This window comes from Telluria mixta, assembly GCF_029223865.1.
In the GTDB taxonomy this organism is placed as follows: Bacteria; Pseudomonadota; Gammaproteobacteria; order Burkholderiales; family Burkholderiaceae_D; genus Telluria; species Telluria mixta.
Genome location: NZ_CP119520.1, coordinates 7,250,187 through 7,274,427, shown reverse-complemented (window position 1 = coordinate 7,274,427; position 24,241 = coordinate 7,250,187). Strand labels below are relative to the sequence as shown.

Genomic DNA, 24,241 nt, shown 5'->3' with positions numbered 1-24,241 from the left:
CAGTCACGCCCCGATCACGCGGTCGCGTCCCGCTGCCTTGGCCGCGTACAGGGCCTTGTCGGCACGGTTGACGGTGGCGCTGAACGGCTCCCGGTCCTGGCGCGCGGCGAGACCGGCCGAAAAGGTCACGCGCAGGCGCGCATCCAGCCCCGGCACGGCGAGGTCCGCCATCCCGGCGCGCAGCGACTCGACGAACGCGTGGGCCTCGACCAGGGACGTGGCGGGCAGCAGCATGAGGAATTCCTCGCCGCCCCAGCGCGCCAGCGCGTCGCCGGGACGCAGGCCCGCGCGCAACCTGTGGGCGACGGCGCGCAGCACGGCGTCGCCGGCCGCGTGGCCGTGGCGGTCGTTGATCTGCTTGAAGAAGTCGATGTCGATCAGGGCGACGCACGCCGGCCCCTGTTCCGCGTCCAGCAATTCGTTCATGTGGCGGCGGTTCGACACGGACGTCAGTTCGTCCGTGGTGGCGAGCAGACGGATCGTGACGAGTGCCGCTTCCACGATTTCACGCTTGGCCTTCAGGCGTGCGCGCAGCTTGTTCATCTCGCCTGTGAGGAAGGTTACCGTGAGCGAGCACCCGGCCATGATGACGAACGTGACGGCCTCCACCCGCGGCGGGTAATGCAGCGGATCGCGCATCTGGTGCCACCACATCGTGGCGCCCATGCCGGCCAGGCCGCATACGGCGAGGAGCAGGGTCTGGCGCGGGCGCAGGGCGAACGTGCAGAACACGACAACGACCATCAACCCCATCAGGGTAGCGCCGCGCAGCGGCCCCGTGATGGAATAGGCCCACATGTTGCAGGTGATGCCGAACAGGCCTTGCAGGGTGGCGAGGGTGTGCGGCCGCAGGCCGAGGTGGGCGTTGGCGCGCACCAGCGCATAGAAGGTCGAGGCGCCGAGCGCAGCGTACAGGCCGAGACCGAGCACGCCGTGGTATGGCACCATGCCGGCGGCCGATTCGACGGCCAGCAGGGTCACGAACAGGGCGTACAGCGTGGCAGTCGCGGCCCAGTAAGTGAGCATTCGGCGCAGTTTCGGGTCGGTGCCGATGGCAAGGGTGACGACACGTGCGCGCAATTCCATGACTCTCCCTATCCTGGTATGCAGATAGCCCTGCATCTCGTCGCAATCGTTCGCGAGCAGGGCATCGCGCACGAACGACTTGTCGATCCTGAGCGTCGAGATCGGGAACGATTTTAACGCACTGACGGCGTCAGGCCTCGATCACCCGGTTGCGTCCCGCCGCCTTGGCCGCGTACAGGGCCTTGTCGGCGCGGTTCACCGTCTCGACGATGGGCTCGTCGGGGTGCCAGATGCTCAGGCCGGCCGAGAAGCTGACGCGGTGTTCCGCGCCGCTGCAGGGCTCCACCGCGGGCGCCAGTGCCGCCACGCGTTCGCGCATGCGCTCCAGCACGGCGCGGGCGTTGGCGGGCGTCGTGTTCGGCAGCATTAGCAGGAATTCCTCGCCGCCCCAGCGCGCCAGCGCGTCGCCTTCGCGCAGCTCGGCGCGCGTGGCGTGCGCGAAGTCGCGCAGCACGCTGTCGCCCGCCGCGTGGCCCAAGCTGTCGTTGATCCGCTTGAAGAAGTCGATGTCGAGCACGGCGATGCAGGTCGGACCGCGAGCGGCGTCGCGACGGCGCTCTTCCTGCGCCAGCAGCTCGTTCATGTGGCGGCGGTTGGTCAGCTTGGTCAGCTCGTCGATGGTGGCCAGGGTGCGGATCGTGTCGAGCGCCGTCAGCAGCTCGTCCTTCTGGGTCTTCAGGCGTGCGCGCAGCTTGCTCATTTCGCCGGTCAGCAGGGTGACCGCAAGCGAGGCGACCGCCACGAACACGAAGTTCACGGCTTCCGCCGCCGGCGGAAAATGCACCGGATCATGCGCTGCGAGCCACGACATCGTGCCGCCCATGACGGCCAGGTTGAAGGCGGTCAGTGTCAGGGTCTGGCGCGGACGCAGGGCGAACACGCAGAAGACGACGATGACCGGCAGCCCCACCAGGGTCGCGCCGCGCATCGGCCCGGCGATCGAATAGCCCCACACGTGGCAGCTGATGCTGAAGACGCCCTGCAGTCCCGCGAGGATCGTCGGGGCGAGCCCGATGCGGACGCCAATGCGCACCAGCGGGTAGAACACGGCAACGCCCGCGGCGACGTACAGGCAGATGGCACGGGCCTGCGGCTCTCCGGCGAGCGCGCGCGGGCCGAACATCACGCCGATGACGATGGTGTACATGACGGCGGTGCCGGCCCAGTACTGCAGCATGCGGTGCAGCTTGCGGTCCGCGCCGAACAGCATGCGCGCCGCTTCGTGGCGGGAGATCAAGCTCACGCCCTCACCAGTTGCGCAACATCGCGCGGCTGGCGTTGCTGGTCCTGCAGCATCTCCGTGATGCGCTCGGCCGGCACCGGTGGGCTGAACAGGTAGCCCTGCATCTCGTCGCAGTCGTTTGCCAGCAGGAAGTCGCGCTGCTCGACCGTCTCCACGCCTTCGGCGATCACGCGCAGGTGCATGCGGTGGCCCAGCGAGATCACGGCCAGCGCGATCGCCTGGTCGTCGGAGCTGGAGGCCAGGTCGCGCACGAACGACTTGTCGATCTTGAGCGTCGAGATCGGGAACGATTTCAACGCCGACAGGCTCGAATAACCGGTGCCGAAATCGTCGATCGACAGGGTCACGCCCATCTCTTTCAGTTCGCGCATGCGTTCGATCGCCTGGTTCAGGTCGCGCATCAGGAGGCTTTCCGTCACTTCCAGGTCCAGCGCACAGGGCGGCAGGCCGGTGTCGCGCAGGGCGCCGGCGATGCGCTCGACGAGGCGCTTTTCCTCGAACTGGCGCGCCGACACGTTCACGGACACCGTGAGCGGATCCAGCCCCGCCGCGCGCCACAACCGGGCCTGGCGGCAGGCGGTGCGCACGACCCATTCGCCCAGGCCGACGATCAGGCCCGATTCTTCCGCGAGGCCGATGAAGCGCATCGGCGGCACGATGCCGTGTTCCGGATGGCGCCAGCGGATCAGTGCTTCCACGCCGAACAGGCGGCCCGTGCGCAGGTCGACCTTCGGCTGGTACAGCAGGTAGAAACGGCCTGCCGGCGCGTCGTTGGCGGGGGCCTCGCCATCGCCCGCGTCGCATGCGTCGTCCGCCAGCGTAGTGTCCAGCGCCCTGCGCATGTCCTCCAGCAGCACGAGCTTTTCCTCGACGCTGGCATTCATCTCGCGCGTGTAGAACTGGAAGTTATTGCTGCCCAGGTCCTTGGCACGGTACATCGCGGCGTCGGCGTTCATCATGAGGGTCTTCGGGTCCTCGCCGTCGCGCGGGTACACGACGACGCCCATGCTGCAGCTCACGCGCACGGCCTGGTCGCCGATCTGCACGGGCTCCGTCACGGCTTGCCGGATCTTTTCCAGCACGGGCGTCAGCGCGAGCGGGCTTTCGCCGGCGTCCGGCAGCAGGATCACGAATTCGTCGCCGCCCAGGCGGCCGAGGGTGTCCGTGCGGCGCAGGCAGGCCTGCATGCGGCAGCCGACGACCTTCAGCAATTCGTCGCCGGCGTTGTGGCCGAGGCCATCGTTGACGAGCTTGAAGCCGTCCAGGTCGACGAAGGCGAGGGCCAGGTGGCCGCCGTTGCGCTGTGCGTTGCGCACGGCCTGGTCGAGGCGGTCGCGGATCAGGCTGCGGTTGGGCAGGCCGGTCAGCTCGTCGTGGTGGGCCATGTGGCGGATGCGCTCTTCGGCCAGCTTGCGCTCCGTGATGTCGCGCACCATCGCCACGGCGCCGCCTTCGACGGGCACGATCTGGCGCTGCAGCCAGCGCCCGGACGTGGGGCCGGACGTCGCCTGCCATTCGGCCTCGATGACGCGCTGTTCGAGCACCACCTGCACGAGATGGTCCCACATGCCGTTCGTGCGGTAATAGGGCAGCACGTCGCCCAGCAACTGGCCGCGCAGCGCCTCGCTGGCGATGCCCGTGAAGAGTTCGGAGCGGCTGTTCGAACCCTCGACGAGGAAGTCGACGATGGCACCGTCCGCGCCGGTCACGCTGCGCAGCACGAAGAACGCGTCCGGGCTCGCTTCCGACGCGGCCGCATAGGTCTGCTGCGCCTGGCGCTCGCGCCGGCGCGCCTTGGCCACCTGCCATGACCACGCGCTGATCATCGCGACGACGGCGACCAGCAGCGAACTCGCGGCCGTGGCGCCGACGAGGTAGGTGCCGTAGTGCTGTTCGTACTGCGCCATCTGTTCGCTGTCGGCCAGGCCGACGACGGCCGTGAGCGGGAAACCCGTCAGGCGGCGCGCGCCCGCATAGCGTTCGATGCCGTCCGGCGCCGTCGGATGCGGGGCCAGGGCTTCCTCACCAAGGCCGTCGAGCGCGATCGGCTGGCCCCACGACACCTTGTCGCCGATCCGCACGGCGCGCGCGACGCCGTCGCTGCCGACGAGCGCCAGCAGGCCCAGTTCGCCCGCGCGCGAGCGTTCGTACGAGCTCGTGAAATAGGCCGGGTCGACTTCGACGATGGCGACGCCTGCGAAGCGGCCGTAGCCGTCCTCGATGCGGCGCGTGAAATGCAGGTGCGGCTCGGACCGGGCCGTGTCGCCGACGGTCTGGCTGACGAATACCCCGTGGCCGGTGCCGTTGGCGTGCACGGTGAAGTAGGGGGCGCGCGACACGTTCTGCGTCGGCACGGACGGATTGCTGTCGACGATGGTGCCGTCGCGGTCCGCCACGCTCACCTGGAACACGAGGCCGGGCGGCAGCAGCTCTTCCGCGCGCAGCGTGGGCAGGGCGGCGTGGGTGCCGTTCAGTTCGACGGAATACTTGATGACCTTTAGCGTCTGGTCGATGGCGTTCAGGTTGCGCGCGACCTGGGCCTCGTACGTGTCGAGCTGCTCGCGTACGGCATCGTGGGCGGCGTCGACGGCCGCGCGCCGTTCCGTTTCGATGAAGTGGAACGTCGCGACCCAGATCGCCAGCAGTGGCAGTACGGCGAACAGCGGCAGCGCAAAATGGGTTTCGAGGGCGCGCGCGAGCCAGCGGGGACGGCGGCGTTCGGAGGCGGCGGGCGACGTCATCACTGCACCACGAGGACTGCGCGCACGCTCGTGTCGAGCGCGCTCCGCTCGATATACCCGATCGCCTCCGGATCGTCGGCCACCTTGCGCCGCACGGCCGCGCTGTCCGGCAGTTCGCTCGGCGGCTGGCCGCGGCCCGTGAACACCATCTTCGACCAGTGCGCCTTCAGCAGCGCGGGCGTCTTGTTCGTGACGCGCGCATAGAACTCGTCGCGCATCGGCACGCCGAGGCGCAGGTCGAACGGCACCGCTTCGGTACCATCGGGGAAGCGCACGGACTGGCCGAGGAAGATCGCGGCCACCTGGTCGGCGCGCAGTGTCGCGACGGGATTGCGCGCGGAGACGATCACGACGAGATCGGCCGCGCTCGCGGGCGCGCCGGCCAGGATGCCGAGCAGCAGGGACGTGCCCAGCAGGCGGGAATACTTGAGCGTCGCCATGCTAGTACACGAAGTCGAGTGCGACGCTGGCCACGTGGACCGGGTGCCCGGGCGCGAAGCGCGGCGTCGGGTTGATGAAGGTCCCGCGCGAGTCTTCCAGCGGCGTGACGCGGTCGTATTGCAGCTTGAGGGCCATGTTCGTGCGCAGGTCCCAGCGCACGCCCACCGCCTGCGACGTCTGTTGCGGGATCGTCCACAAGAGGAAGTTCAGGCCGCCGTTGAGCGCCGCCGCCGTCGGCGCCAGCCCTGGGGGCAGGGCGGCCACCGGCAGGCCGGGATCCGTCGTCGCGCCCGCGGCGCGCACGCGCGCGTACGTCGCGTACGGCGTGAACGCCTGCCAGCGCCAGCCCGCGCTGACGTAGGCGCTGCGCGTCGCGCCGAGGAACGAATGGCTGACCGTGCGGCCCGCTTCGGCCATCACGAACCACGAACCGGGGTCGTAGTTCACGCCGATATTCGCGAGCGTCATGCGCTTGTGGTCCATCGCATAGCGCCGGGTCAGATCCTGGCCGATGGGGCCGAAGGCGTCGAAGGCATGGAACAGGTCGGCGCCGATGTCGCTGGAGATCTCGGCGCTGAGCACGTTGGCGCGCACGCTGAGCGCGCCCCAGTCGCTCGTGTTGGAGATGCCGATGCCGCGCCGCCCGTACACGTGCAGCGGCGCGATCAGCGGCACCGAGCTGTGGCCGTAGAACACCTGCGACGCATTGCGGACCGGTCCCAAGCCCCAGCGCAGGGTGGCGTCGATGCCGTCGCTGCTCGTCACGGGCATGACGTTGTAGCCTTCGACCGGCGGGCGCACCCACGGATACGCATAGCCGACCTTGCGGTAGTCCGCCGTCAGGAAGATGGGCAGGGCGATACGGCCGACGCGCAGCGCCAGCTCGGGCGTCGCCTGGTACTTGATGTTCGCCCATTCGACGCGCGGCCGGTACGTGTTGTCGAGGCCCTGTTCGCTGACCACCTGCAGCACGGCCGTCCAGTGCCGCGCGAGCGTGGCGTCGAGTTGCACGCCGAGGCGCGTGTCGACGTCGGTGCTCCAGCGGCGCGTGGCGCCGGTGCCGCTGATCTTGAAGACGGACGAGGTGTAATCCGCCTCGCGTTCGCTGGCGTGCGCGACGCCCAGCGTACCGAAGCCGGAAATGCGCCAGTCCGGCTTGTCCTGGGCGCGGGCGGCGCCGGCCAGGGCAAGTCCGGACAGCGAAAGGAACAGGAATTGAACGAGGCGTTGTTGCTGCATGTGTGTCGACGGATGGGCCGGCTGGACCGGCGGATTGCGCTGCGGTCGAGACGACCGGGAATTCACATCAGCCTGCGGAGATGGGCAGACACGGGGCGCAGGGAGCGCGGAATTCACTGTAATACTTGCGCATGGGAAAGTCGACCGCTTTCGGCCGGGAGCGGCCGACGTTCAATATCCTGTTGTGTTACGACAACGAGGGATTGCCCCACAATCGGCCACCGCCGAGCTCCAGTTGTGTGAGATATAACCGCACGTCGAATTCGAACTGATGGTAGTCCGGCTCCATCCAGCAGCACAGTTTATAAAAGGCCTTGTCGTGGTCCTTTTCCTTCAGGTGGGCCAGTTCGTGCACGGCGATCATGCGCAGGAAGGCCGGCGGCGCGTCGCGGAACACGGTGCCGATGCGGATCTCGTGCTTGGCTTTCAGCCGGTTGCCCTGCACGCGCGAGATCGCGGTGTGCAGGCCCAGGGCCTGCTGCACGATGCCGATCTTGCTGTCGTAGGCGACCTTAGCGACGGGCTCGGCGTTGCGCAGATATTCATCTTTCAAATCCTGCACGTAGCCGTACAAGGCCTTGTCCGTGCGGACGTCGTGCGCGTCGGGATAGCGCTGGCGCAGGTGGTCGGCCAGCCGGTTGTCGGCGATCAGGCGCTCGACCTGGGTCAGGATGTGCGCGGGGTACGCCGCCAGGTATTTGAGGTGGGAAACGGTGGACATAAGTATGGAACTGTAGCACGCCCATGTGCCAGGTGCATCTCTTGCAATGCGATGAACGACCGCGCCCGGCACGGCGGCGCGGTCGGCGCTTGCGCGCTGTGGTGAGGGGACCGGCCCGGGCGCGGCCGGGAGCCCCGGATGTCATGACTCCTTGCCGCCCTGGCGGTTGCCCGCCTGGTTGCCCGATTGGTTGCCCGATTTCGCGGCGGCGGCGGCGCGGTTGGCCGATTGCCGGCTTTCCCCGCCCTTGCGGCCGATGTCGGCCATGTGGGCGCGGTTGCGGCTGACCACTTCCCCGCCTTTCTGGCCCGCCCGGCGCGCTTCTTCCGAATCGAATTCGTGCGCCGTGCCCTTCTGGTGGGCGGCCTGGCCGCCCTTGCTGGCGATTTGACGCTGCTGGTTCTGGTCCATCGCAGCGAAACCGCGCTTGGCCGGCTGGCTTTTCTGCTCGTTGCCGCCGGAGTCGGCAGCGCCCTTGCCGCCTTCCTTGCTTGTCGCCATATCGATCTCCTTGTGCCTGAACTATCAACGAGCGTTCATGGATGCGCTCGTGCGGTTAGAGAGGCAGGGGATCAAATGGTTCCGGCGGCGTGCGGTTGGTTCAATGTGCGTCGTCGGCGACCTTCAGCACCAGCTTCCCGAAGTTCTTCCCTTCGAACAGCATCGTGAGGGCATCCGGGAAGTTGTCGAGGCCTTCGACCACGTGTTCGCGGCTCTTGATCGCCCCTGCCTGCAGCCAGGCGCCGAGGCGTTGCACGCCCTCCGGATAGCGCGCGGCGTAGTCGAAGACCACCATCCCTTCCATGCGCGCCCGGTTCACGAGCAGCGACAGGTAATTGGCCGGGCCGCGCACGGGCGTCGTGTTGTTGTACTGCGAGATCGCCCCGCAGATCACGATGCGCGCCTTCAGGTTGATGCGGGCCAGCACGGCGTCGAGGATGTCGCCGCCCACGTTGTCGAAATAAACGTCCACGCCCTGCGGGCAATGTTCCTTGAGGCCCGCGGGGACCTCGCCCGCCTTGTAGTCGATGCACGCGTCGAATCCGAGTTCCTCGACCACGTAGCGGCATTTGTCCGGCCCACCGGCAATGCCCACGACGCGGCATCCCAGCTGCTTCGCCACCTGGCCCACCGTCGCGCCCACGGCGCCCGCCGCCGCCGACACGACGACGGTGTCGCCGGCCTTCGGCTGGCCGATGTCCGTGAGGCCGAAGTACGCGGTCATGCCGGGCATGCCCAGCACGTTCAGCCAGGCCGGCAGCGGGGCGAGGGCTGGATCGATCTTCATGGCCGCGGCGGCCTTCGCGTCGACGGGGCCCGTCCAGTATTGCTGCACGCCGAAGCTGCCGGTCAAGGTGTCGCCCACGGCCACGTGCGGCGAGTTCGACGCCTCGACGACGCCGACCCCGCCCGCGCGCATCACTTCGCCGATGGCGACGGGACGGATGTACGATTTGCCCTCGTTCATCCAGCCGCGCATGGCCGGATCGAGCGAGAGGTACAGCACGCGCACGCGCACCTCGCCGTCCTGCAGCGGCGCGAGGGGTTCCTCGGTCGGCTGCCAGTCGGTGGCCTTGGGCATGCCGACGGGGCGGGCGGCGAGGCGGAACTGCCGGTTGATGGTCATTGACGTCTCCTGTTGAAACCGGGGTCAGAGCCCGGTTTTGGGCAATTTCTTTAAATCGGGCTCTGACCCCGGTGTTGGGGAAATGCCGGAATGGCAATCCATGCGACAATGGCCGGGCTAAGTCAATCTCAACCATTCTGAAGTTTCCAGCAATGTATCCAGAATATATCCTGACCTTGTCCTGCCTGGACCACCGCGGTATCGTGCTGCGCGTCTCGGGCTTCCTGGCCGAACATGGCTGCAACATCATCGACTCGGCCCAGTTTGGCGATCCGGAATCGAAACTGTTCTTCATGCGCGTGCACTTCGCGCTGGAAGACGATGCGATGTCCGACGAACTGCTGCGCGCCGGCTTCGGCTCGCTGTGCGAGGACCTGGGCGCGGACGGTGCGTTGCACGACGCCAAGCGCAAGCCGCGCGTGCTGATCATGGTGTCGAAGATCGGCCACTGCCTCAACGACCTGCTGTTCCGCTACCGCAGCGGCCTGCTGCCGGTGGAGATTCCGGCCATCGTGTCGAACCACATGGACTTCTACCAGCTCGCGGCCAGTTACAATATCCCGTTCCACCACTTGCCGCTCGAGGCCGGTGCCAGCGAATCGGCGAAGCTCGCCCAGGAGGCGCGCATCATCGAACTGCTGGACACGCACCGCATCGACCTGGTCGTGCTGGCGCGCTACATGCAGATCCTGTCGCCGGGGCTGTGCGATGCCTTGAAGGGCAGGGCGATCAATATCCACCATTCGTTCCTGCCCAGCTTCAAGGGCGCACGTCCGTATGCGCAGGCGCATCGCCGCGGCGTCAAGCTGATCGGTGCGACGGCCCACTTCGTCACGGGCGACCTGGACGAAGGGCCGATCATCGAGCAGGACGTCGAGCGCGTCGACCACGCCATGAGCGTGGACCAGCTGACGGCCATCGGCCGCGACGTCGAGAGCGTCGTGCTGGCGCGCGCGGTCAAGTGGTTCGTGGAACACCGTATCCTGCTGAACGGCGACAAGACCGTCGTGTTCAGCTGAACCATAAAACATAGGCAACACTTAAGCATGGCCCTGAAAGCTACGATTTACAAGGCAGACCTCAGCATTGCGGACATGGACCGCAACTACTACCAGGAGCACGCGCTCACGATCGCGCGGCATCCTTCGGAAACCGACGAGCGCGTGATGATCCGCCTGCTCGCCTTCGCCTTGCACGCCGACCCGGCGCTCGCGTACGGCAAGGACCTGTTCGACGTCGAAGAGCCCGCACTGTGGCTCAAGGACCTGACCGGCGCCATCGACCTCTGGATCGAGGTCGGCCAGCCCGACGAACGCCGCCTCATGAAGGCGGCCGGCCGCGCCGAACACGTGGTCGTGTACAGCTACAGCGCCACCAGCAACATCTGGTTCAAGGGCCTGGCCAGCAAGCTCGAACGCACCAGGAAGATCTCCATCATCAATATCCCGGCGGAAACGAGCGCCCAGCTGGAGCAGATGGCCCAGCGCTCGATGCAGCTGCAGTGCACGATCCAGGACGGCCAGGTGTGGCTGACCGACGGGCAGCAGACCGTGCAGGTCGAGCGCGAGATCCTGATGGCCGAGCGCTGATCGACTGGACAATTTGTCACAGGCCGCGCGTGCGCCACGCGGTGCAACCGCGGCTATAATCGGTTCATGCTGATTCGTTCGACAAGACGCCTGCGTTTCGTGTGGCTGGCACTGTTCGCCGTGCTGCTGAACGCGCTCGCGCCGACGGTCTCGCATGCGCTGGCCGCGAGCCGGCCCACGATTCCGCTGGACGTCTGCAGCGTCGACGGCGGCGCCTCGTTCGCCGCCGCGGCCGCGCTGCTCGTGCAGGACGACCATGCCGGCATGAGCGTCCTGGACGATTGCGGCTACTGCCTCACCCATGCGGGCAGCCACGGCCTGCCGCCGCCCGTGCACGCGCCGCTGGCGCCCGTCGACGGCGCGGAAATGCGTCCATTCCTGTTCCATCATGCGCCCCGTCCGCTCGCCGTCTGGCTGGCGGCCGTGCCGCGCGGTCCTCCCGTCTTTGCCTGACTCCGTTTTTCTTCGATCCATTTTTTGTCAGGTAAAGTCATGTTCAAATCATTCCTCGTGCTGGCCGCGGCCAGCCTGTTCACGTCGTCCGCCGCGTTCGCCCAGGTGACCGTCGGCGACCCGTGGATCCGCGCCACCGTGCCGGCCCAGAAGACGGCCGGCGCCTTCATGCAGCTGCGTTCGCCCAAGGCCACGCGCCTCGTCGACGTGCAAAGCCCCGTCGCGGGCCGCGCCGAAGTCCACCAGATGGCCATGGAAGGCCAGACGATGCGCATGCAGAAAGTCGACGGCATCGACCTGCCGGCCAACCAGCCCGTCAACCTGTCGTCCGGCGGCTACCACGTCATGCTGTTCGACCTGAAGCAGCAGCTCAAGGAAGGCCAGCAGGTGCCGCTGACCTTGACCTTCGTCGGGTCCGACAAGAAGCGCGAGAACGTCACCGTGCAGGTGCCGGTCAAACCGCTCACCTACACTGCAGCGCACTGACGGGAGCCTGTGATGAAAGCATTCTGGATCGCCGCCTTGCTCGCGGCGCCGCTGGCGCACGCCCATATCACCATCGCCCCGGCCAGCGCGCCGGCCGGCGCGTATCAGACCCTCGTGTTCAAGGTCGGTCACGGCTGCGCCGGCAGCGCCACGACCGGCATCACGGTGCAGTGGCCGGAAGGCGTGACGGCGAAGCCGATGCCCAAGCCGGGCTGGACCATTGCGCTGGCCCCGCATGAGATCAGCTGGCGCGGCGGGCCGCTGCCGGACGCGTACTACGACGAGTTCACGCTGCAGGCGAAGTTGCCGGACGCGCCGGGCCGCCTGGTGTTCAAGGTCGGCCAGCAATGCGAGAAGGGGCGCATGGACTGGGCCGACACGACACCCGAATCGAAGACGCCCGCGCCGGGGCTGGAAGTCACGCCCGCCGCGATGCCCATGCACCATCACTGAGGTGCCCATGCGATTCCAACATCATCGCCTCGCGCTCGCCGCACTGGCGTGCGTGGCTGCGCACGTCCATGCCGACGACACGCACCTGGAAACCGTGGTCATCACGGGCGGCCGCCCCACGTCGCTGCCCGCACAGATTCCGACGACGATCGAAGGCATCACGGGCGCCCAGGTCGAGGACCGGATCAACGCCGTGGACAGCGAGGACGCGCTCAAATACCTGCCCAGCCTGAACGTGCGCAAGCGCTACACGGGCGACTACGACCACGCCGTGCTCGCGAGCCGCGCGTCCGGCACGGGCAACAGCGCGCGCTCGCTCGTGTACGCGGATGGGATCCTTTTGTCCAACCTGCTCGGCAACGGCGCCACGTACACGCCGCGCTGGGGCCTCGTCACGCCGGAAGAGATCGAGCGCGTCGACGTGCTGTACGGCCCGTTCGCGGCCGCGTATCCGGGCAATGCCGTCGGCGCCGTCGTCGACTTCCAGACCCGCATGCCGGTGAAGCGCGAAGCCCACGTCAAGCTGTCCGGCTACGCGCAAGATTTCAACCTGTACCGCACCGATGATCGCTACAACGGCTGGCAGGGCAGCGCCTCGCTGGGCGACCGCAGCGGCGCGTGGTCGTACTGGATCGACGTGTCGCGGCTCGACAGCGATGCGCAGCCCATCGGGTTCGCGAACAAACTTTTGTCGACCGGCGTGCAAGGTGGGAGCACTGCGGGCGGCGGCGTGCCCGTGACGGGCGCCGTGGCCGGCCGCAATCCGTCGAACAGGGACTGGTGGCTGATCGGCGCGACGAGCCAGACGCACACCGTGCAGGACCACGCGAAACTCAAGCTCGCGTGGGACATCACGCCGCAGCTGCGCGCCAGCTACACGTTCGGCTGGTGGCGCAACGAGGCGAAACGCGTGGCCGAATCGTACCTGCGCGATGCGGCCGGCAACCCGGTCGTCACCGCGCCTCGCGTGAACATCGACGGCCGCACGTACGACATCCGCGCCTCCGATTTCGCGCCCAGCCGCGGCACGCTGGAACACGCGATGCACGGGCTGTCGCTGAAGAAGCACAGCCGCGACGCGTTCGACTGGGAGATCGCCGCGAGTCTCTACGACTATGCGCGCGATCTCGTGCGCACGCCGACCGTGCTGGTGCCCGATGCCGACACGAACGGCGCGGGCCAGGTCACGGACATGCACGGCAGCGGCTGGAACACGTTCGCATTGAAGGGCATCTGGCGGCCGGAAGCCCACACGGTCGAATTCGGGCTGCAGTCGGACCACGCGCGGTTGCGCACCCGCGTGTTCGGCAGTACGGCAGACTGGCTGCACGCGGGCGACGGCCGGCAGGTCTCGGTCTTCAACGGCAACACGTGGCTGGAGAGCCTGTATGCGCAGGACAACTGGCGCATTGGCGACGCCTGGCGTGTGACGGTCGGCGCCCGCTTCGAACGGTGGCGCGCGTACGGCGGAGAATTGTCGAACGCCGTGCTGGCGGCGCCGCTGGCGTTCCCGTCACGGAGCGAGACGGCGTGGTCGCCGAAGGCCGCGCTGTCGTGGCGCGTGCATCCCGACTGGACCTTGAAGGCGTCGACGGGCCGCGCCGTGCGCAACCCGACGGCGGCCGAGCTGTTCCAGGGTTCCATCGTCGACAACGCCATCGTCAACAGCAACCCGAACCTCAAGGCGGAAAAATCGTGGACGAGCGAGCTGTCGGCCGAAACGCTGCACGACAAGGGTTCGCTGCGCGTGACGCTGTTCCGCGAAACGACGCGCGACGCGCTGTACTCGCAGCCGCTGCTCGTCGCCGCCGGCACGACGGTGAACACGGTGCAGAACGTGGGCCGCATCCGCACAAATGGTCTCGAAGCTTCTGCGCAGGCGGACGACGTCGGGGTGAAGGGACTCGACCTGACGGGCAGCCTCACGTACGCCGATTCCATCATCGCCGAGAATGCCGGGTTCCCCGCCAGCGTGGGCAAATGGCAGCCGCGGGTGCCGCGCTGGCGCGCGACGATGCTGGCGACGTGGAAGGCGAACGACCATTGGACCGCGACCCTGGGTGGGCGCTACAGCGGCCGCCAGTACGGGACGCTGGACAACAGCGACCCGAATGGCGACGCGTACATGGGGGTGTCGGACTACCTCGTGTTCGATGCGCGGGTGCGCTACCGGTTCGACCGCCACTGGAGCGCGGCGGTCGGGGTGGACAACCTGGGCGACCGCACCTACTGGGCGTTTCACCCGTACACGCAGCGGACCGTCGTGGCCGAGGTGCGGTGGGATTTGTGAGGCAGAAGGTGGGCACCACGTGCCCACCGAACCCTCACTTCGGCGAGGCGCCCAGGCGTTTCACGTTGCCCGAGCCGACCACCGAGCGCGTGACCTGCGGATCGCCGTAGTAATTGACGTCGCCGGAACCGGCGACAGTGAGGCTCAGGCTGTCGCGCACCCACAGCGTGGCGTCGCCGGAGCCGGCCACGGTGACGCTGGCGTTCTCGGTGCGCACATGGCCCATGTCGACGGTGCCGGAGCCGCCGATCGAGATCGACGTACTGCGCGCCGTGCCGTCCTCGACTTGCAGGTTGCCGCTGCCGCCGAGGGCGACGTTGACGGATTCGCCTTCGAGCTTGCGGACCTTGATGGAACCCGAGCCGCCCACGTCGAAGCGCACGCGGCTGCCGCGGACGACGTCGGCGTCGATGTTGCCGGAGCCGCCCAGCGCCAGGCGGTCGATGTCGCGCGCCTGCACGACGACCTTCAGGTTGCGGGTGCGCAGGTTCGTGTTGCGCTTGGCGCGGATCTTCAGGGTGCCGTCTTCGACGACGGTTTCGATCAGCGGCAGCAGGTTGTCGTCCGCCTCGACCGTCACGCCTTCGCGGCCGCTGCCGCTCCGGATTTCGACGTTGCCCTGCAGGGACAAGGCGAGACCGCTGAAGTGGGCGACGTCGCGTGCCTGGCTTTGCACGCGGCCGCTGCCTTGCACCTGTTCGCTCTTGCTCCAGGGCCAGTCACCGGCTTGGGCCTGCGGTGCGAGGGCGATGCAGGCGAGGGCGCAGGCTGCGAGCAGGAAACGGCGGGTCTTATTGTTCGTCATGATGTTCTCCCTGGTGTGCATGGATGGTGTCGATGTGCACATCGTATGCGGGAGCCGGCGGGCGGGGTACCGGTTTGCGACAAAACGCATGAAAACCGGAGCGGAATGCACGCACGCGGGCTGAAACGCGCACGTATCACGTCGTCCCCGCGGAGGCGGGGACCCAAGTTCTGCATGCGTTTCGGCTGCTGATGCAAAATTGGATCCCCGCCTGCGCGGGGATGACGGTCTCTCGGTAACGTGCCAAAGCTTACTTCGGCAGGTTCGACGCCGCCCCGGTCACCGCCAGCGCCGCCTTGACCGTCTGCGCATGCGCCGGCTGGCCGCCGCCCACGTAGACCGTGTACGCGCCCGGCACGACCTTGCGCGCGCCGGCCGCGTCGACCTGCGACAGGGCGCGCGCATCCAGCGCCAGCGTGACGCGCTTGCGCTCGCCCGCCTTCAGGTGGATGCGGCGGAAGCCCGCCAGGGTCGGGTTGGCGCCGTCGCCCGGCTTGGCCACGTACAGCTGGACGACTTCGTCGCCGTCGCGCTTGCCCGTGTTGGCCACCTCGACGTCGACATTCACCGGGCTGCCCGCCGCGACGGACGGTGCCGACAGTGCCGGCGTCCCGTAGCGGAACGTCGTGTACGACAGGCCGTGGCCGAACGGGTACAGGACGTCGCCCTTGAAATAGCGGTAGGTGCGGCCGTCCATGCGGTAGTCGGTGAACGCCGGCAGACCCTCCACGCCGCGGTAGAACGTGACGGGCAGGCGGCCCGCCGGGCTGTAGTCGCCCGCGATCAGGCCTGCCACGGCGTGGCCGCCTTCACCGCCCGGATACCAGGCCTGGACGATCGCCGGCACGTGCTTGTGCGCCCAGTTGACGGACAGCGCGCTGCCGCTCATCAGCACGAGCACGGTCGGCTTGCCGGTGCCGACGACCTGTTCGAGCAGGCGCTCCTGCGGCGCGGGGAGGTCGAGGCTCGTGCGGTCCCCGCCATTGAAGCCAGGCACCTGCAGTTTCAGTTCTTCGCCTTCCAGGTTGGCGGACAGACCAGCCACGAACACGACGAGGTCCGCGCGGCGCGCCAGGTCGACGGCTTCCTTGCCGCCATCGATCGGCGTGCTCCACAGGAGTTTCTGGTCGCCGCGGGCGCCGCGCTGCACGGCCTCGATCCGGATCGGATACGTTTTACCTGCCTGCAGCTTCGCCTTGCCCGACTCGATCGACGGCGAGTCCGTGACGTCCCACGCATCGACGACCTGCTTGCCGTCGATCCAGATGCGGTAGCCGGCGTTGCTCAGGTAGCGCAGGCTGTAGTCGCCCGTGCGGGGCGCTTTCAGATAGCCGGTCCAGCGCGCGGACGCATTGTGGCCGCCTTCCTGCCACGCGGCGCGGGCGTTCTTTTCGACGGCACTCTGCGCCGTGCCGGCCAGGTCCGGGCCATCGAAATGCTCGGCCTTCAGGCCCGGCGTGCGGCACGCGGCGTCCACGCACAGGTTCGCATCCGGCACGGGCGGCTCAGCCGGGCCGACGAGGCCCGTGCCCGGCGCGTACACGACCTTCGCGTCCGGGAAGCGGGCGCGGATACCGGCCAGCACCGTGACCGGATGCGACGGCTGGCCGTTGTAGTTGCCGACCAGCGCATCCTCGCTGTCCGCGTTCGGGCCGATGACGGCGATGGTCTTCGGCGTCTTTTTCAACGGCAGCAGGCCGTCGTTCTTCAGCAGCACCATCGCTTCCTGGGCCGCCTTCAGCGCGACGGCGCGGTGCGCCGGGGTGTCGTTGTCGGTCGGCTTGATGGCGGCGTACGCCTGCGGCGGATTCGGGTCGAGGAGGCCGAGGCGGATGCGGTATTCGAACAGGCGCACGAGCGCGCGGTCGACGACGGCTTCCTTCAATTCTCCCTGGCGCACGGCGTTGACGATGGGACCGGCCTCCGTCGTCATCTTGTTGCGGTAGTCGCCGCAGATCAGGTCCATGCCGGCGCTGAACGACGCGGCCACGGCCTGCTCGGGCGTCTTCGTGTAATGCAGGCTGTCGTCGCGGTAGATGTTGGCGGCGGCGCCGCAGTCCGACACGACGAAGCCCTTGAAACCCCAGGCGCGGCGCAGGTGCTGCTCCATCAGGTCGTCGCTGGCGCACGCGGGGATGCCGTTGACGGCGTTGTAGGCGCACATGACGGAAGCGACTTTACCTTCCGTGACGGTGGCGCGGAACGCCGGCAGATACGTGTCCTCGAGGTCGTGCGGCGACGGGTGGACGTCCTCACGGTGGCGGTTCGATTCGGGGCCGCTGTGCACGGCGAAGTGTTTTGCGGTGGCGATCGTCTTGTACGAAGCGGCGTCGTCGCCCTGCAGGCCGTGGATGAAGTTGATGGCGATGCGTGACGTCAGGTGCGGGTCTTCGCCATAGGTTTCCTGGCCGCGGCCCCAGCGCGGGTCGCGGAAGATGTTGATGTTGGGCGACCACACGGTGAGGCCGCGGTACCAGTCCGTGCCGCCGTCGGGCGCGCGCGTGGCGAGATACTTGGCGCGGAATTCCGTCGCGATGACGTCGCCCACGTCGTGCATCAGCGCCTCGTCCCACGTCGCGGCCATGCCGACGGCCTGCGGGAACACGGTCGCGTAACCGGCCCGCGCGACGCCGTGCAGGCCTTCGTTCCACCAGTTGTATTTCGGGATCTTCAGGCGCGGGATCGCGGGTGCGTCGTTGCCCAGTTGCGCGGCCTTTTCCTCGAGCGTCATCTGGGCGACGAGGTTGGCGGCGCGGGCTGCCGGATCCTGCTGGGCCAGCGCGGGTGCGGTGGCGAAGAGGGCGGCGAGTGCCAGCGGTGCAAGCGGAAAGGGGATGTGGCGAGTCATCGTAGTCTCCTGTTATAAATTTTCAAAGATGCTAACACGAAAATGTATAGCGCTAACAGTTGATGCGATGTGGCGGCCAAGGCACGGTCGAAGCTTGGTGTTAGAAAAAATATCTTTCCAGTTGGAATTTTGACAGGATGCCGGTTTTATAATGAATGAATCGCTCAGCCGAGCCTGTTTGAACACGTCGAAGCATGATGGAATACCACCAGTCCTCGCAGATTCCCACCCTGTCGTATATCGAAAACGAAGACCATCCGGTGTTCGGCACCCTGGTCGAGCAGATATTGCACCTGCTGAATTCGAAGCTGGTGTTTTCCGACATCATCATTCACCAGAACAGTCCGCTGATGCTGCGCCAGCCGAAGGGCCTCGTCGCGGTGACGGACTCGCCCATCACGAAGGAAGAGCTGGAAGAGTTCTTCGACGTCATCGAGCCGAACTGGGCCGAGCGCATCGTCGACCGCGCCTTCGACCGCTCGATCGACCTGCACACGGCGCGCATCCGCGCCAACTGCTTCAGCTTCCAGGGCAAGAAGCGCCTGGGCTGCGTGATCCGCCGCTTCCCGAAGGAACCGCTGGCGCTGGACACCCTCGGCCTGCACGCCGACGAGCGCGAATTCGCGCGCCTGACCAGTGGCCTCGTGCTGATCATCGGCGACACGTGCCAGGGCAAGTCGACGACGATCGCGTCCATGCTCGACGAGATCAACAAACAGCGCTCGGGCCACATCATCACCATCGAAGACCCGGTCGAGACCCTGATCCCGCAGCGCAAATGCATCATCACGCAGCGCGAGGTGGGTATCGATGGCGACGTCGAAAGCTATTACCTCGGCGCGCTGGACGCGCTGCGCGAGCGTCCGGACGTGATCGTCATCGGCGAGATCCGCGACGCCCAGACCGCGCAGGAAGCGCTGGCGCTGGCCGAGTCCGGCCCGCTCGTGCTGGCCACCTTGCACGCGCGCTCGACGGAGCTGGGCCTGCAAAAGATGCTGCGCCTGCTGGGCAATTCGGACGCCCAGGGCCAGGCCCTCGCACACGCGCTGCGCGGCGTGCTGTGCCAGGCGTTGCTGCCGTCGAAGCAGGGCAATCGCTATCACCTGGCGACGGAGTGTCTCACCATCAACCCGGCCGTCGCGGCGATGATCGAGGAGGGCGACCTGGGCGCCATCCGCGCGCACATGAACGCGGGGCGCGGGCCCGGCTGCCACACGATGAACAGCGTGCTGGAAGCGCTGCTGGCCGCGCACGTGGTCGGCGTGGACGAGGCGCGCGCGGCGACCACGGACCGGATCGGGTTCGCGGAGATGGTGTAACGGGCGTTAGCCCACGATGTGTTCCTTGATGAGCGCCGCCATGCGCTTGCAGGCCGGGGAGGGCGTCGCCGCGCCGCTGTACAGCGCGAGCCGGATGCCCGGCAGCGCCGGCAAGCCGTCGAGCACGCGCACGTCGCCGGGTAGCCCCAGGTTGGTCCGGACCGTCACGCCGAGCCCCGCCGCGACCGCGGCCCAGATGCCCGCCAGGCTGGCGCTCGTGTAGACGACGCGCCAGGGAATGCCGGCCCGGTCGAGCGCATCGGTCGCCGCCTTGCGCATCAGGCAGGGCGCCTGCAGCGCGACGAGGCGCACCGGCTCGCGAGCGGGGTCTTGGGTGGCCGACCCGATCCAGCGCATGGGATAGTCGCCCAGCAAATCCACGTACGGCAGCGTCGCGTCCGTATGCCAGCCCAGCGCGAGATCGATCTTCCCGGCCTGCAGTTGCGCGATGAGTTCGCTGTTGCGGGCGATGACGGCCTCGATCTGCAGGTCCGGATGGCTGCGCGTGAAGCGGCCGAGGACGTTCGACAATAGCCGCTCTCCAAAATCTTCCTGCAGTCCCAACCTGACGGTGCCTTCGAGCTCCAGCCCGGCCAGTGCCGTGCGTGCCTCGTCGTTCAGGTCGAGGATGCGGCGCGCGTAGCCGAGCAGCGTTTCGCCGGCCGCGGTCAGCTCGAGGCCGCGCCCCGACTTGCGCAGCAGGTCCGTGCCGGCCTGTCCCTCCAGCTTCTTCATCTGCATGCTGATGGCCGACGTCGACCGTCCCAGCCGGTCGGCCGCCTTCGCGAAACTGCCGAGGTCCACGCCTTCGCAAAAACTGCGCAGGGCATCCATGTCGAAATTCGTGCGACGCATGATCATCCCGATTTTTTGAATTATCAGTTCAAATATATTCGATTTTCTAAATCATCGTGCGCTCCTATCATGGCGTGGTCAACCAACCAAGGAGCTGACGATGACGACTCTGACAGGCCTGGGCCGGCGCGCCCTCGGTGCCGTTCCGGCGCTGGCCGATCTCTCGGACCGCGTGCTGTTCGGCGAAGTGTGGGAACGGGACGCGCTGAATAAACGGGACCGCAGCCTGGTGACGGTCGCCTGCCTGGTCGCGCTGTGCCGCGACGGCCAGCTGCCGTTCCACCTGCAGACCGCGCTCGACAACGGCGTCACCCGGCAGGAGCTGGAAGAAGTCGTGACGCACCTGGCCTTTTATGCCGGCTGGCCCGCGGCCGCCACCGCCGCGCGCCTGCTCGGCGACCTGAATTGAGGAGACCACCATGCCCTTCGCCCGCATTTCCCTGCGCCGCGGCAAATCGCGCGACTACCTGCGCGCCGTGTCGGACGCCGTGCACCAGGCCCTCGTCGACGCCTTCCGCATTCCCGTCGCGGACCGCTTCCAGGCCATTCACCAGCACGACCCCGAGGAACTGATCTTCGACCGCGATTACCTCGGCGGCCCGCGCAGCGACGACTTCCTGCTCGTCTGCATCACGGGCGGCAAGCCGCGCGACGCGGACACCAAGCAGGCGTTTTACCAGCGTCTTGCCGACCTGCTGGCCGAAGCGCCCGGATTGCGGCCGGAAGACCTGATGATCATCGTCCAGACGACGGACTACGCCGACTGGTCGTTCAGCAACGGCATCGCGGCGCCGCTGGCGGAGCAGAGACCATGATCGCGATGCAGTACCGCTTTCCGCTGCCGGCCGACTACGACATGGGCATCATCGACCGGCGTATCGCGGACAAGGGCCATCTGACGGATGGTTTTCCGGGGCTGCTGTTCAAGGCCTATCTCAGCGCGCGCAAGAGCGGACCGGCGCAGGACAACGCGTACGCGCCGTTCTATGTCTGGAACACGGTCGAGGGGATGCACGCGTTCCTGAATGGCCCGGGATTCGCGGGCGTGTCGCAGGCGTTCGGCAGGCCGTCGGTGGCGACGTGGCTCGTGTGGCAGGCGCAGCTCGGCCCCGGGTTCGCGAGGGCGCGCTTCGCGTCCGTCGAGCGGATTCCGATCGCGCCCGGCACCGACCTGGAAGCGTTGCGCAGCGGCGAAACGCGCCTGGCCGTGGACGCGGTCGACGGCGGGGGCGCGCTCGCGGCGGTCGCCGGCTATGAGCCGGGAGGCTGGACGCTGGTGCGTTTCCGGTTGTGGGACCGCGAACCGGGGGCCAACGCCGCGGTGTGCGTGTACGCGGTCGGCCATGTGTCCGCCGCGCCGGCGTGATCCGCTACCAGATCGCGTTCATCTCGCTTTCGTCTTCCGTGTAGCGTACGGGCGCCAGGTTGTGGCTGGCGACGAGTTCCTGCAGGTTCGACGCGCCCCGTTCGATGCGCTCGTGCTCGAGGACGTGTTCGACGATTTCGGCTTCGCTGATGCGGCCCGGGGTGGCGAATTCCAGCGGTTCTTCGTTGTTGCGGTACCAGACGCGATAAGTCGGCATATGACTCTCCTTGTGATCAATCGAGCGGCACCGCCCGCCACCGGTTGACTTCCGACGGCGTGACAGCCGGTGCCGCATTGCCCCAGCTGTTCCTCACATACGTCACGACGGCCGCCACTTCCGCATCGTCCAGCACGGGACTGTAGGGCGGCATGCCGAACGGCCGCGGATTCCCGGCGGTGCTGGGCGGGAAGCCGCCGTTCAGCACGATGCGGATGGCGTTCACCGGGTCCTCCATCGTCAGCGCACCATTGCCCGCCAGCGGCGGATACGCGGGGTGGCCGGAGACGCTCATGCCGCGGCCGTCGGCGCCGTGGCAGTCCGCGCAGTGGTGCTCGTAGAGCTTCCTGCCCGCCTTCATGACCTCGTCGGGCGGCGGGTCGGACGGGCGGCGCGGCGACGGATCGGCCGGCAGCGATTTCAGGTAGGTCGCCATCGCGCCCGCATCCGCGTCCGTCAGGTATTGCAGGCTTTGCCCCACCACTTCCGCCATCGGTCCGAACACGGCGCCGCGCGGCGCGACGCCCGTGCGCAGCAGTTGGACAATGTGTGCCTGGTCCCAGTTGCCGAGGCCTGCTTCGTTGTCGGCGTCCAGCGCGGGCGCGTACCAGCCGATTGACGGGATGTGGCCGCCGGACAGCCGGGAGGCCGTCGCGCCGAGGCCGTTGCGCGGGCTGTGGCAGGCGCCGCAGTGGCCCAGTCCTTCGACGAGATAGGCGCCCCGGTTCCACGCGGCGCCTTTCGCCGGCTGCAGCGCGTACACGCCCGGCTTGAAATACAGCAGGCGCCAGCCGGCCAGCACGATCTGCCGGTCGTACGGGAAGCGCAGCGTGTGCAGGCGATTCGGCTGGCTGACCGGCGCGAGGCTGCGCAGGTACGCGTACAGCGCGTCGGCGTCGTCGCGCGTGACCTTCGTCGTGTTCGTGTACGGGAAGGCGGGGTACAGCAGCCGGCCGCCTTTCCCGATGCCGTTGTGCAGGGCGTGCCAGAAGTCGTCCGCCGTCCAGGTGCCGATGCCCGTCCGCGCGTCCGGCGTGATGTTCGGGGCGTAGACGGTGCCGAACGGCGTGGCCAGTGCCCGTCCGCCCGCGTACGGCGTGCCGCCGCGCGCCGTGTGGCAGGCCATGCAGTCGCCCGCGCGGGCGAGGTAGGCGCCCCGGGCGATGTTGGCCGGCGTCGCCGCCCACGCTGCCTGCGAGCGCGACGGGATGAATTCGGCGCGCGGCCACGCGACGAATACGGCGGCCAGTGCCGCCACGATGAGGACCAGGACGACGATGCGCTTCATGGCCGCTCCCGCTTCTGCTCCACCTTGCTGCCGCATTCGAGCGGCATCGGGTGAGGCACGTCGGGCGCGGGCGTGGCGTCGTCCGGCACCGGCTCGCTCGCGAGCCAGCCCGAGATCGCGGCCACGTCCGCCAGCGACAGGCGCCCGGCGATCGTCGCCATGCAATCGGGCGCATGGGCACGGCGGGTGCCGTTGCGCCACGCGCCGAACTGGGCGTTGATGTAGTCGCGCGGCAGGCCCAGGAGACCCGGGATAGCGGGCAGGGCGCCCGTCAGGCGCTGGCCGTGGCACGCGATGCAGGCGGGCACCTTGAGGGTCGCATCGCCGCGCATGACGAGTTCGTGCCCCCGTTCCAGCTGGCCCGCCGGCAGGCCGGCGCGCGCCAGCACGGGCGCGGGCACGTGCTGGGTCGAGAACCACGTCGCGATCTCGCGCAGGTAGTCGTCGGACATGTGCTCGACCATATAGGTCATCAACGGATACTGGCGGCGCCCGGCGCGGAAGTTCTGCAGCTGGTTGTACAAATAGCCGGCGGGCTTGCCCGCGATGCGCGGGTAGTAGTTCGGGCCTGCGGACGGCAGCGGCGCCGGCGCGGACGGACTCCCGTGGCACGACGTGCATGCGGCCACGCGGCGTTCCAGCGTATCCGGCACGGCTTGCTGGCCAAAGGCCGGGCCAACGTGCAGGGCAGCCAGCAACAGCAGGGTGGGGCGCAAATGCATGACGTTCCTGGGGGCGACGAGACAGTACAAGCGGCATCATACCGCGTCGACTTGAATTTCACGCAATCTTTTGAAATCGATAACGTCAGTGCGCGTCCTGGAACGTACGCAAATACGCCAGCAGCGCGGCCATCTCGCGCTCGTCGTGGATGCCCCAGAAGCGCATCTTCGTGCCCGGCACCATCTTGTCCGGATCGCGCAGGTAGGCGGCCAGCGTGCGCTCGTCCCACACGATGCCGGACGCTTTCATCGCATCGGAATACTTGAAATCGGGTGTGCTGCCCGCGCGCCGGCCGAACAGGCCATTCAGTTGCGGTCCGAAGCCGCCGCGCGCGTTGGGGCCGACCTGGTGGCAGGATGCGCACGGCTTGAAGACGGTGGCGCCGTCGACCGGACCCTCGTGGCGCGAGCAGCCCGCTAGCAGAAGCAGCAGGACGAGCACCCGTCGCATG

The 24,241-nt window shown here is 67.9% G+C and carries 25 protein-coding genes; 10 read left to right on the top strand and 15 right to left on the bottom strand.

Annotation, left to right across the window (positions count from 1 at the left end; all coding sequences use genetic code 11):
- Positions 1-3 precede the first annotated feature (3 nt).
- From P0M04_RS31970 to P0M04_RS31935, 8 genes are all read right to left on the bottom strand, one after another.
- Complete coding sequence (locus tag P0M04_RS31970) at positions 4-1,158, bottom strand: diguanylate cyclase (RefSeq protein WP_259452475.1); 1,155 nt, start codon at positions 1,156-1,158, stop codon at positions 4-6.
- 58 nt (positions 1,159-1,216) lie between these two features.
- Positions 1,217-2,329, bottom strand: a complete 1,113-nt coding sequence (locus tag P0M04_RS31965; RefSeq protein WP_259452476.1) for a GGDEF domain-containing protein — start codon at positions 2,327-2,329, stop codon at positions 1,217-1,219.
- Positions 2,326-5,070, bottom strand: a complete 2,745-nt coding sequence (locus P0M04_RS31960) for a bifunctional diguanylate cyclase/phosphodiesterase (protein WP_259452477.1) — start codon at positions 5,068-5,070, stop codon at positions 2,326-2,328. Before P0M04_RS31960 ends, P0M04_RS31965 begins: the two co-directional genes overlap by 4 nt.
- Entirely contained in the window at positions 5,070-5,510 is a 441-nt protein-coding gene (locus P0M04_RS31955) for a type 2 periplasmic-binding domain-containing protein (RefSeq protein ID WP_259452478.1), read from the bottom strand. The genes P0M04_RS31960 and P0M04_RS31955 overlap by 1 nt, the downstream gene beginning before the upstream one ends.
- A gap of 1 nt (position 5,511) precedes the next feature.
- On the bottom strand, positions 5,512-6,750 hold the full coding sequence (locus P0M04_RS31950; protein ID WP_259452479.1) for a porin: 1,239 nt from the start codon (positions 6,748-6,750) through the stop codon (positions 5,512-5,514).
- A gap of 187 nt (positions 6,751-6,937) precedes the next feature.
- A complete protein-coding gene (locus P0M04_RS31945; RefSeq protein WP_259452480.1) occupies positions 6,938-7,471 on the bottom strand; it encodes a M48 family metallopeptidase in 534 nt (177 codons plus the stop codon).
- A 141-nt stretch (positions 7,472-7,612) separates the two neighbouring features.
- Complete coding sequence (locus tag P0M04_RS31940) at positions 7,613-7,972, bottom strand: KGG domain-containing protein (protein WP_259452481.1); 360 nt, start codon at positions 7,970-7,972, stop codon at positions 7,613-7,615.
- 100 nt (positions 7,973-8,072) lie between these two features.
- Complete coding sequence (locus P0M04_RS31935; protein ID WP_259452482.1) at positions 8,073-9,098, bottom strand: NADP-dependent oxidoreductase; 1,026 nt, start codon at positions 9,096-9,098, stop codon at positions 8,073-8,075.
- A gap of 152 nt (positions 9,099-9,250) precedes the next feature.
- Here P0M04_RS31935 and purU point away from each other — a divergent pair, with 152 nt between their 5' ends.
- The 6 genes from purU (at position 9,251) to P0M04_RS31905 (ending at position 14,369) form a co-directional block, all read left to right on the top strand.
- On the top strand, positions 9,251-10,117 hold the full coding sequence (gene purU, locus P0M04_RS31930) for a formyltetrahydrofolate deformylase (protein WP_259452483.1): 867 nt from the start codon (positions 9,251-9,253) through the stop codon (positions 10,115-10,117).
- A gap of 27 nt (positions 10,118-10,144) precedes the next feature.
- Positions 10,145-10,687, top strand: coding sequence for a YaeQ family protein (locus P0M04_RS31925; RefSeq protein WP_259452484.1), 543 nt, complete (start codon positions 10,145-10,147; stop codon positions 10,685-10,687).
- Between the two features lie 66 nt (positions 10,688-10,753).
- On the top strand, positions 10,754-11,140 hold the full coding sequence (locus P0M04_RS31920) for a DUF2946 domain-containing protein (protein ID WP_259452485.1): 387 nt from the start codon (positions 10,754-10,756) through the stop codon (positions 11,138-11,140).
- Positions 11,141-11,179: 39 nt separating this feature from the next.
- Positions 11,180-11,626 (top strand): copper chaperone PCu(A)C, encoded by a 447-nt coding sequence (locus P0M04_RS31915; RefSeq protein WP_259452486.1) that lies wholly within the window; start codon positions 11,180-11,182, stop codon positions 11,624-11,626.
- A gap of 12 nt (positions 11,627-11,638) precedes the next feature.
- Entirely contained in the window at positions 11,639-12,079 is a 441-nt protein-coding gene (locus tag P0M04_RS31910) for a YcnI family copper-binding membrane protein (protein WP_259452487.1), read from the top strand.
- A gap of 7 nt (positions 12,080-12,086) precedes the next feature.
- The gene (locus tag P0M04_RS31905) at positions 12,087-14,369 is read left to right on the top strand and encodes a TonB-dependent receptor (RefSeq protein ID WP_259452488.1); all 2,283 of its coding nucleotides are present in this window, start codon (positions 12,087-12,089) and stop codon (positions 14,367-14,369) included.
- 34 nt (positions 14,370-14,403) lie between these two features.
- Here P0M04_RS31905 and P0M04_RS31900 read toward each other — a convergent pair whose 3' ends face one another.
- The gene (locus tag P0M04_RS31900) at positions 14,404-15,174 is read right to left on the bottom strand and encodes a head GIN domain-containing protein (RefSeq protein ID WP_259452489.1); all 771 of its coding nucleotides are present in this window, start codon (positions 15,172-15,174) and stop codon (positions 14,404-14,406) included.
- 250 nt (positions 15,175-15,424) lie between these two features.
- Entirely contained in the window at positions 15,425-18,022 is a 2,598-nt protein-coding gene (locus P0M04_RS31895; protein WP_259452490.1) for a glycoside hydrolase family 3 protein, read from the bottom strand.
- Positions 18,023-18,219: 197 nt separating this feature from the next.
- Between P0M04_RS31895 and P0M04_RS31890 the strand changes: the two genes are divergently transcribed.
- Positions 18,220-19,341 (top strand): type IV pilus twitching motility protein PilT, encoded by a 1,122-nt coding sequence (locus P0M04_RS31890; protein ID WP_259452577.1) that lies wholly within the window; start codon positions 18,220-18,222, stop codon positions 19,339-19,341.
- Between the two features lie 6 nt (positions 19,342-19,347).
- Here P0M04_RS31890 and P0M04_RS31885 read toward each other — a convergent pair whose 3' ends face one another.
- Positions 19,348-20,196 carry a LysR substrate-binding domain-containing protein gene (locus P0M04_RS31885; protein ID WP_259452491.1) on the bottom strand — a complete coding sequence of 283 codons (849 nt, stop codon included), beginning with the start codon at positions 20,194-20,196 and terminating at the stop codon, positions 19,348-19,350.
- A 100-nt stretch (positions 20,197-20,296) separates the two neighbouring features.
- Here P0M04_RS31885 and P0M04_RS31880 point away from each other — a divergent pair, with 100 nt between their 5' ends.
- From P0M04_RS31880 to P0M04_RS31870, 3 genes are read left to right on the top strand one after another with little or no spacing between them, the layout of a single operon-like run.
- Positions 20,297-20,605: a carboxymuconolactone decarboxylase family protein gene (locus tag P0M04_RS31880; protein WP_259452492.1), complete on the top strand. Its 309-nt coding sequence runs from the start codon at positions 20,297-20,299 to the stop codon at positions 20,603-20,605.
- A gap of 10 nt (positions 20,606-20,615) precedes the next feature.
- Positions 20,616-21,011, top strand: a complete 396-nt coding sequence (locus tag P0M04_RS31875) for a tautomerase family protein (protein WP_259452493.1) — start codon at positions 20,616-20,618, stop codon at positions 21,009-21,011.
- Positions 21,008-21,562, top strand: coding sequence for a DUF4865 family protein (locus tag P0M04_RS31870; protein WP_259452494.1), 555 nt, complete (start codon positions 21,008-21,010; stop codon positions 21,560-21,562). Before P0M04_RS31875 ends, P0M04_RS31870 begins: the two co-directional genes overlap by 4 nt.
- A gap of 4 nt (positions 21,563-21,566) precedes the next feature.
- On the opposite strand, the gene P0M04_RS31865 is transcribed toward P0M04_RS31870, so the two are convergent.
- From P0M04_RS31865 to P0M04_RS31850, 4 genes are all read right to left on the bottom strand, one after another.
- Positions 21,567-21,779 (bottom strand): hypothetical protein, encoded by a 213-nt coding sequence (locus P0M04_RS31865; RefSeq protein WP_259452495.1) that lies wholly within the window; start codon positions 21,777-21,779, stop codon positions 21,567-21,569.
- A 16-nt stretch (positions 21,780-21,795) separates the two neighbouring features.
- Positions 21,796-23,067, bottom strand: a complete 1,272-nt coding sequence (locus P0M04_RS31860) for a cytochrome c (protein WP_259452496.1) — start codon at positions 23,065-23,067, stop codon at positions 21,796-21,798.
- Positions 23,064-23,789 (bottom strand): c-type cytochrome, encoded by a 726-nt coding sequence (locus P0M04_RS31855; RefSeq protein WP_259452497.1) that lies wholly within the window; start codon positions 23,787-23,789, stop codon positions 23,064-23,066. The genes P0M04_RS31860 and P0M04_RS31855 overlap by 4 nt, the downstream gene beginning before the upstream one ends.
- Positions 23,790-23,874: 85 nt before the next feature.
- Positions 23,875-24,240 (bottom strand): c-type cytochrome, encoded by a 366-nt coding sequence (locus P0M04_RS31850; RefSeq protein WP_259452498.1) that lies wholly within the window; start codon positions 24,238-24,240, stop codon positions 23,875-23,877.
- Position 24,241: the final 1 nt, after the last annotated feature.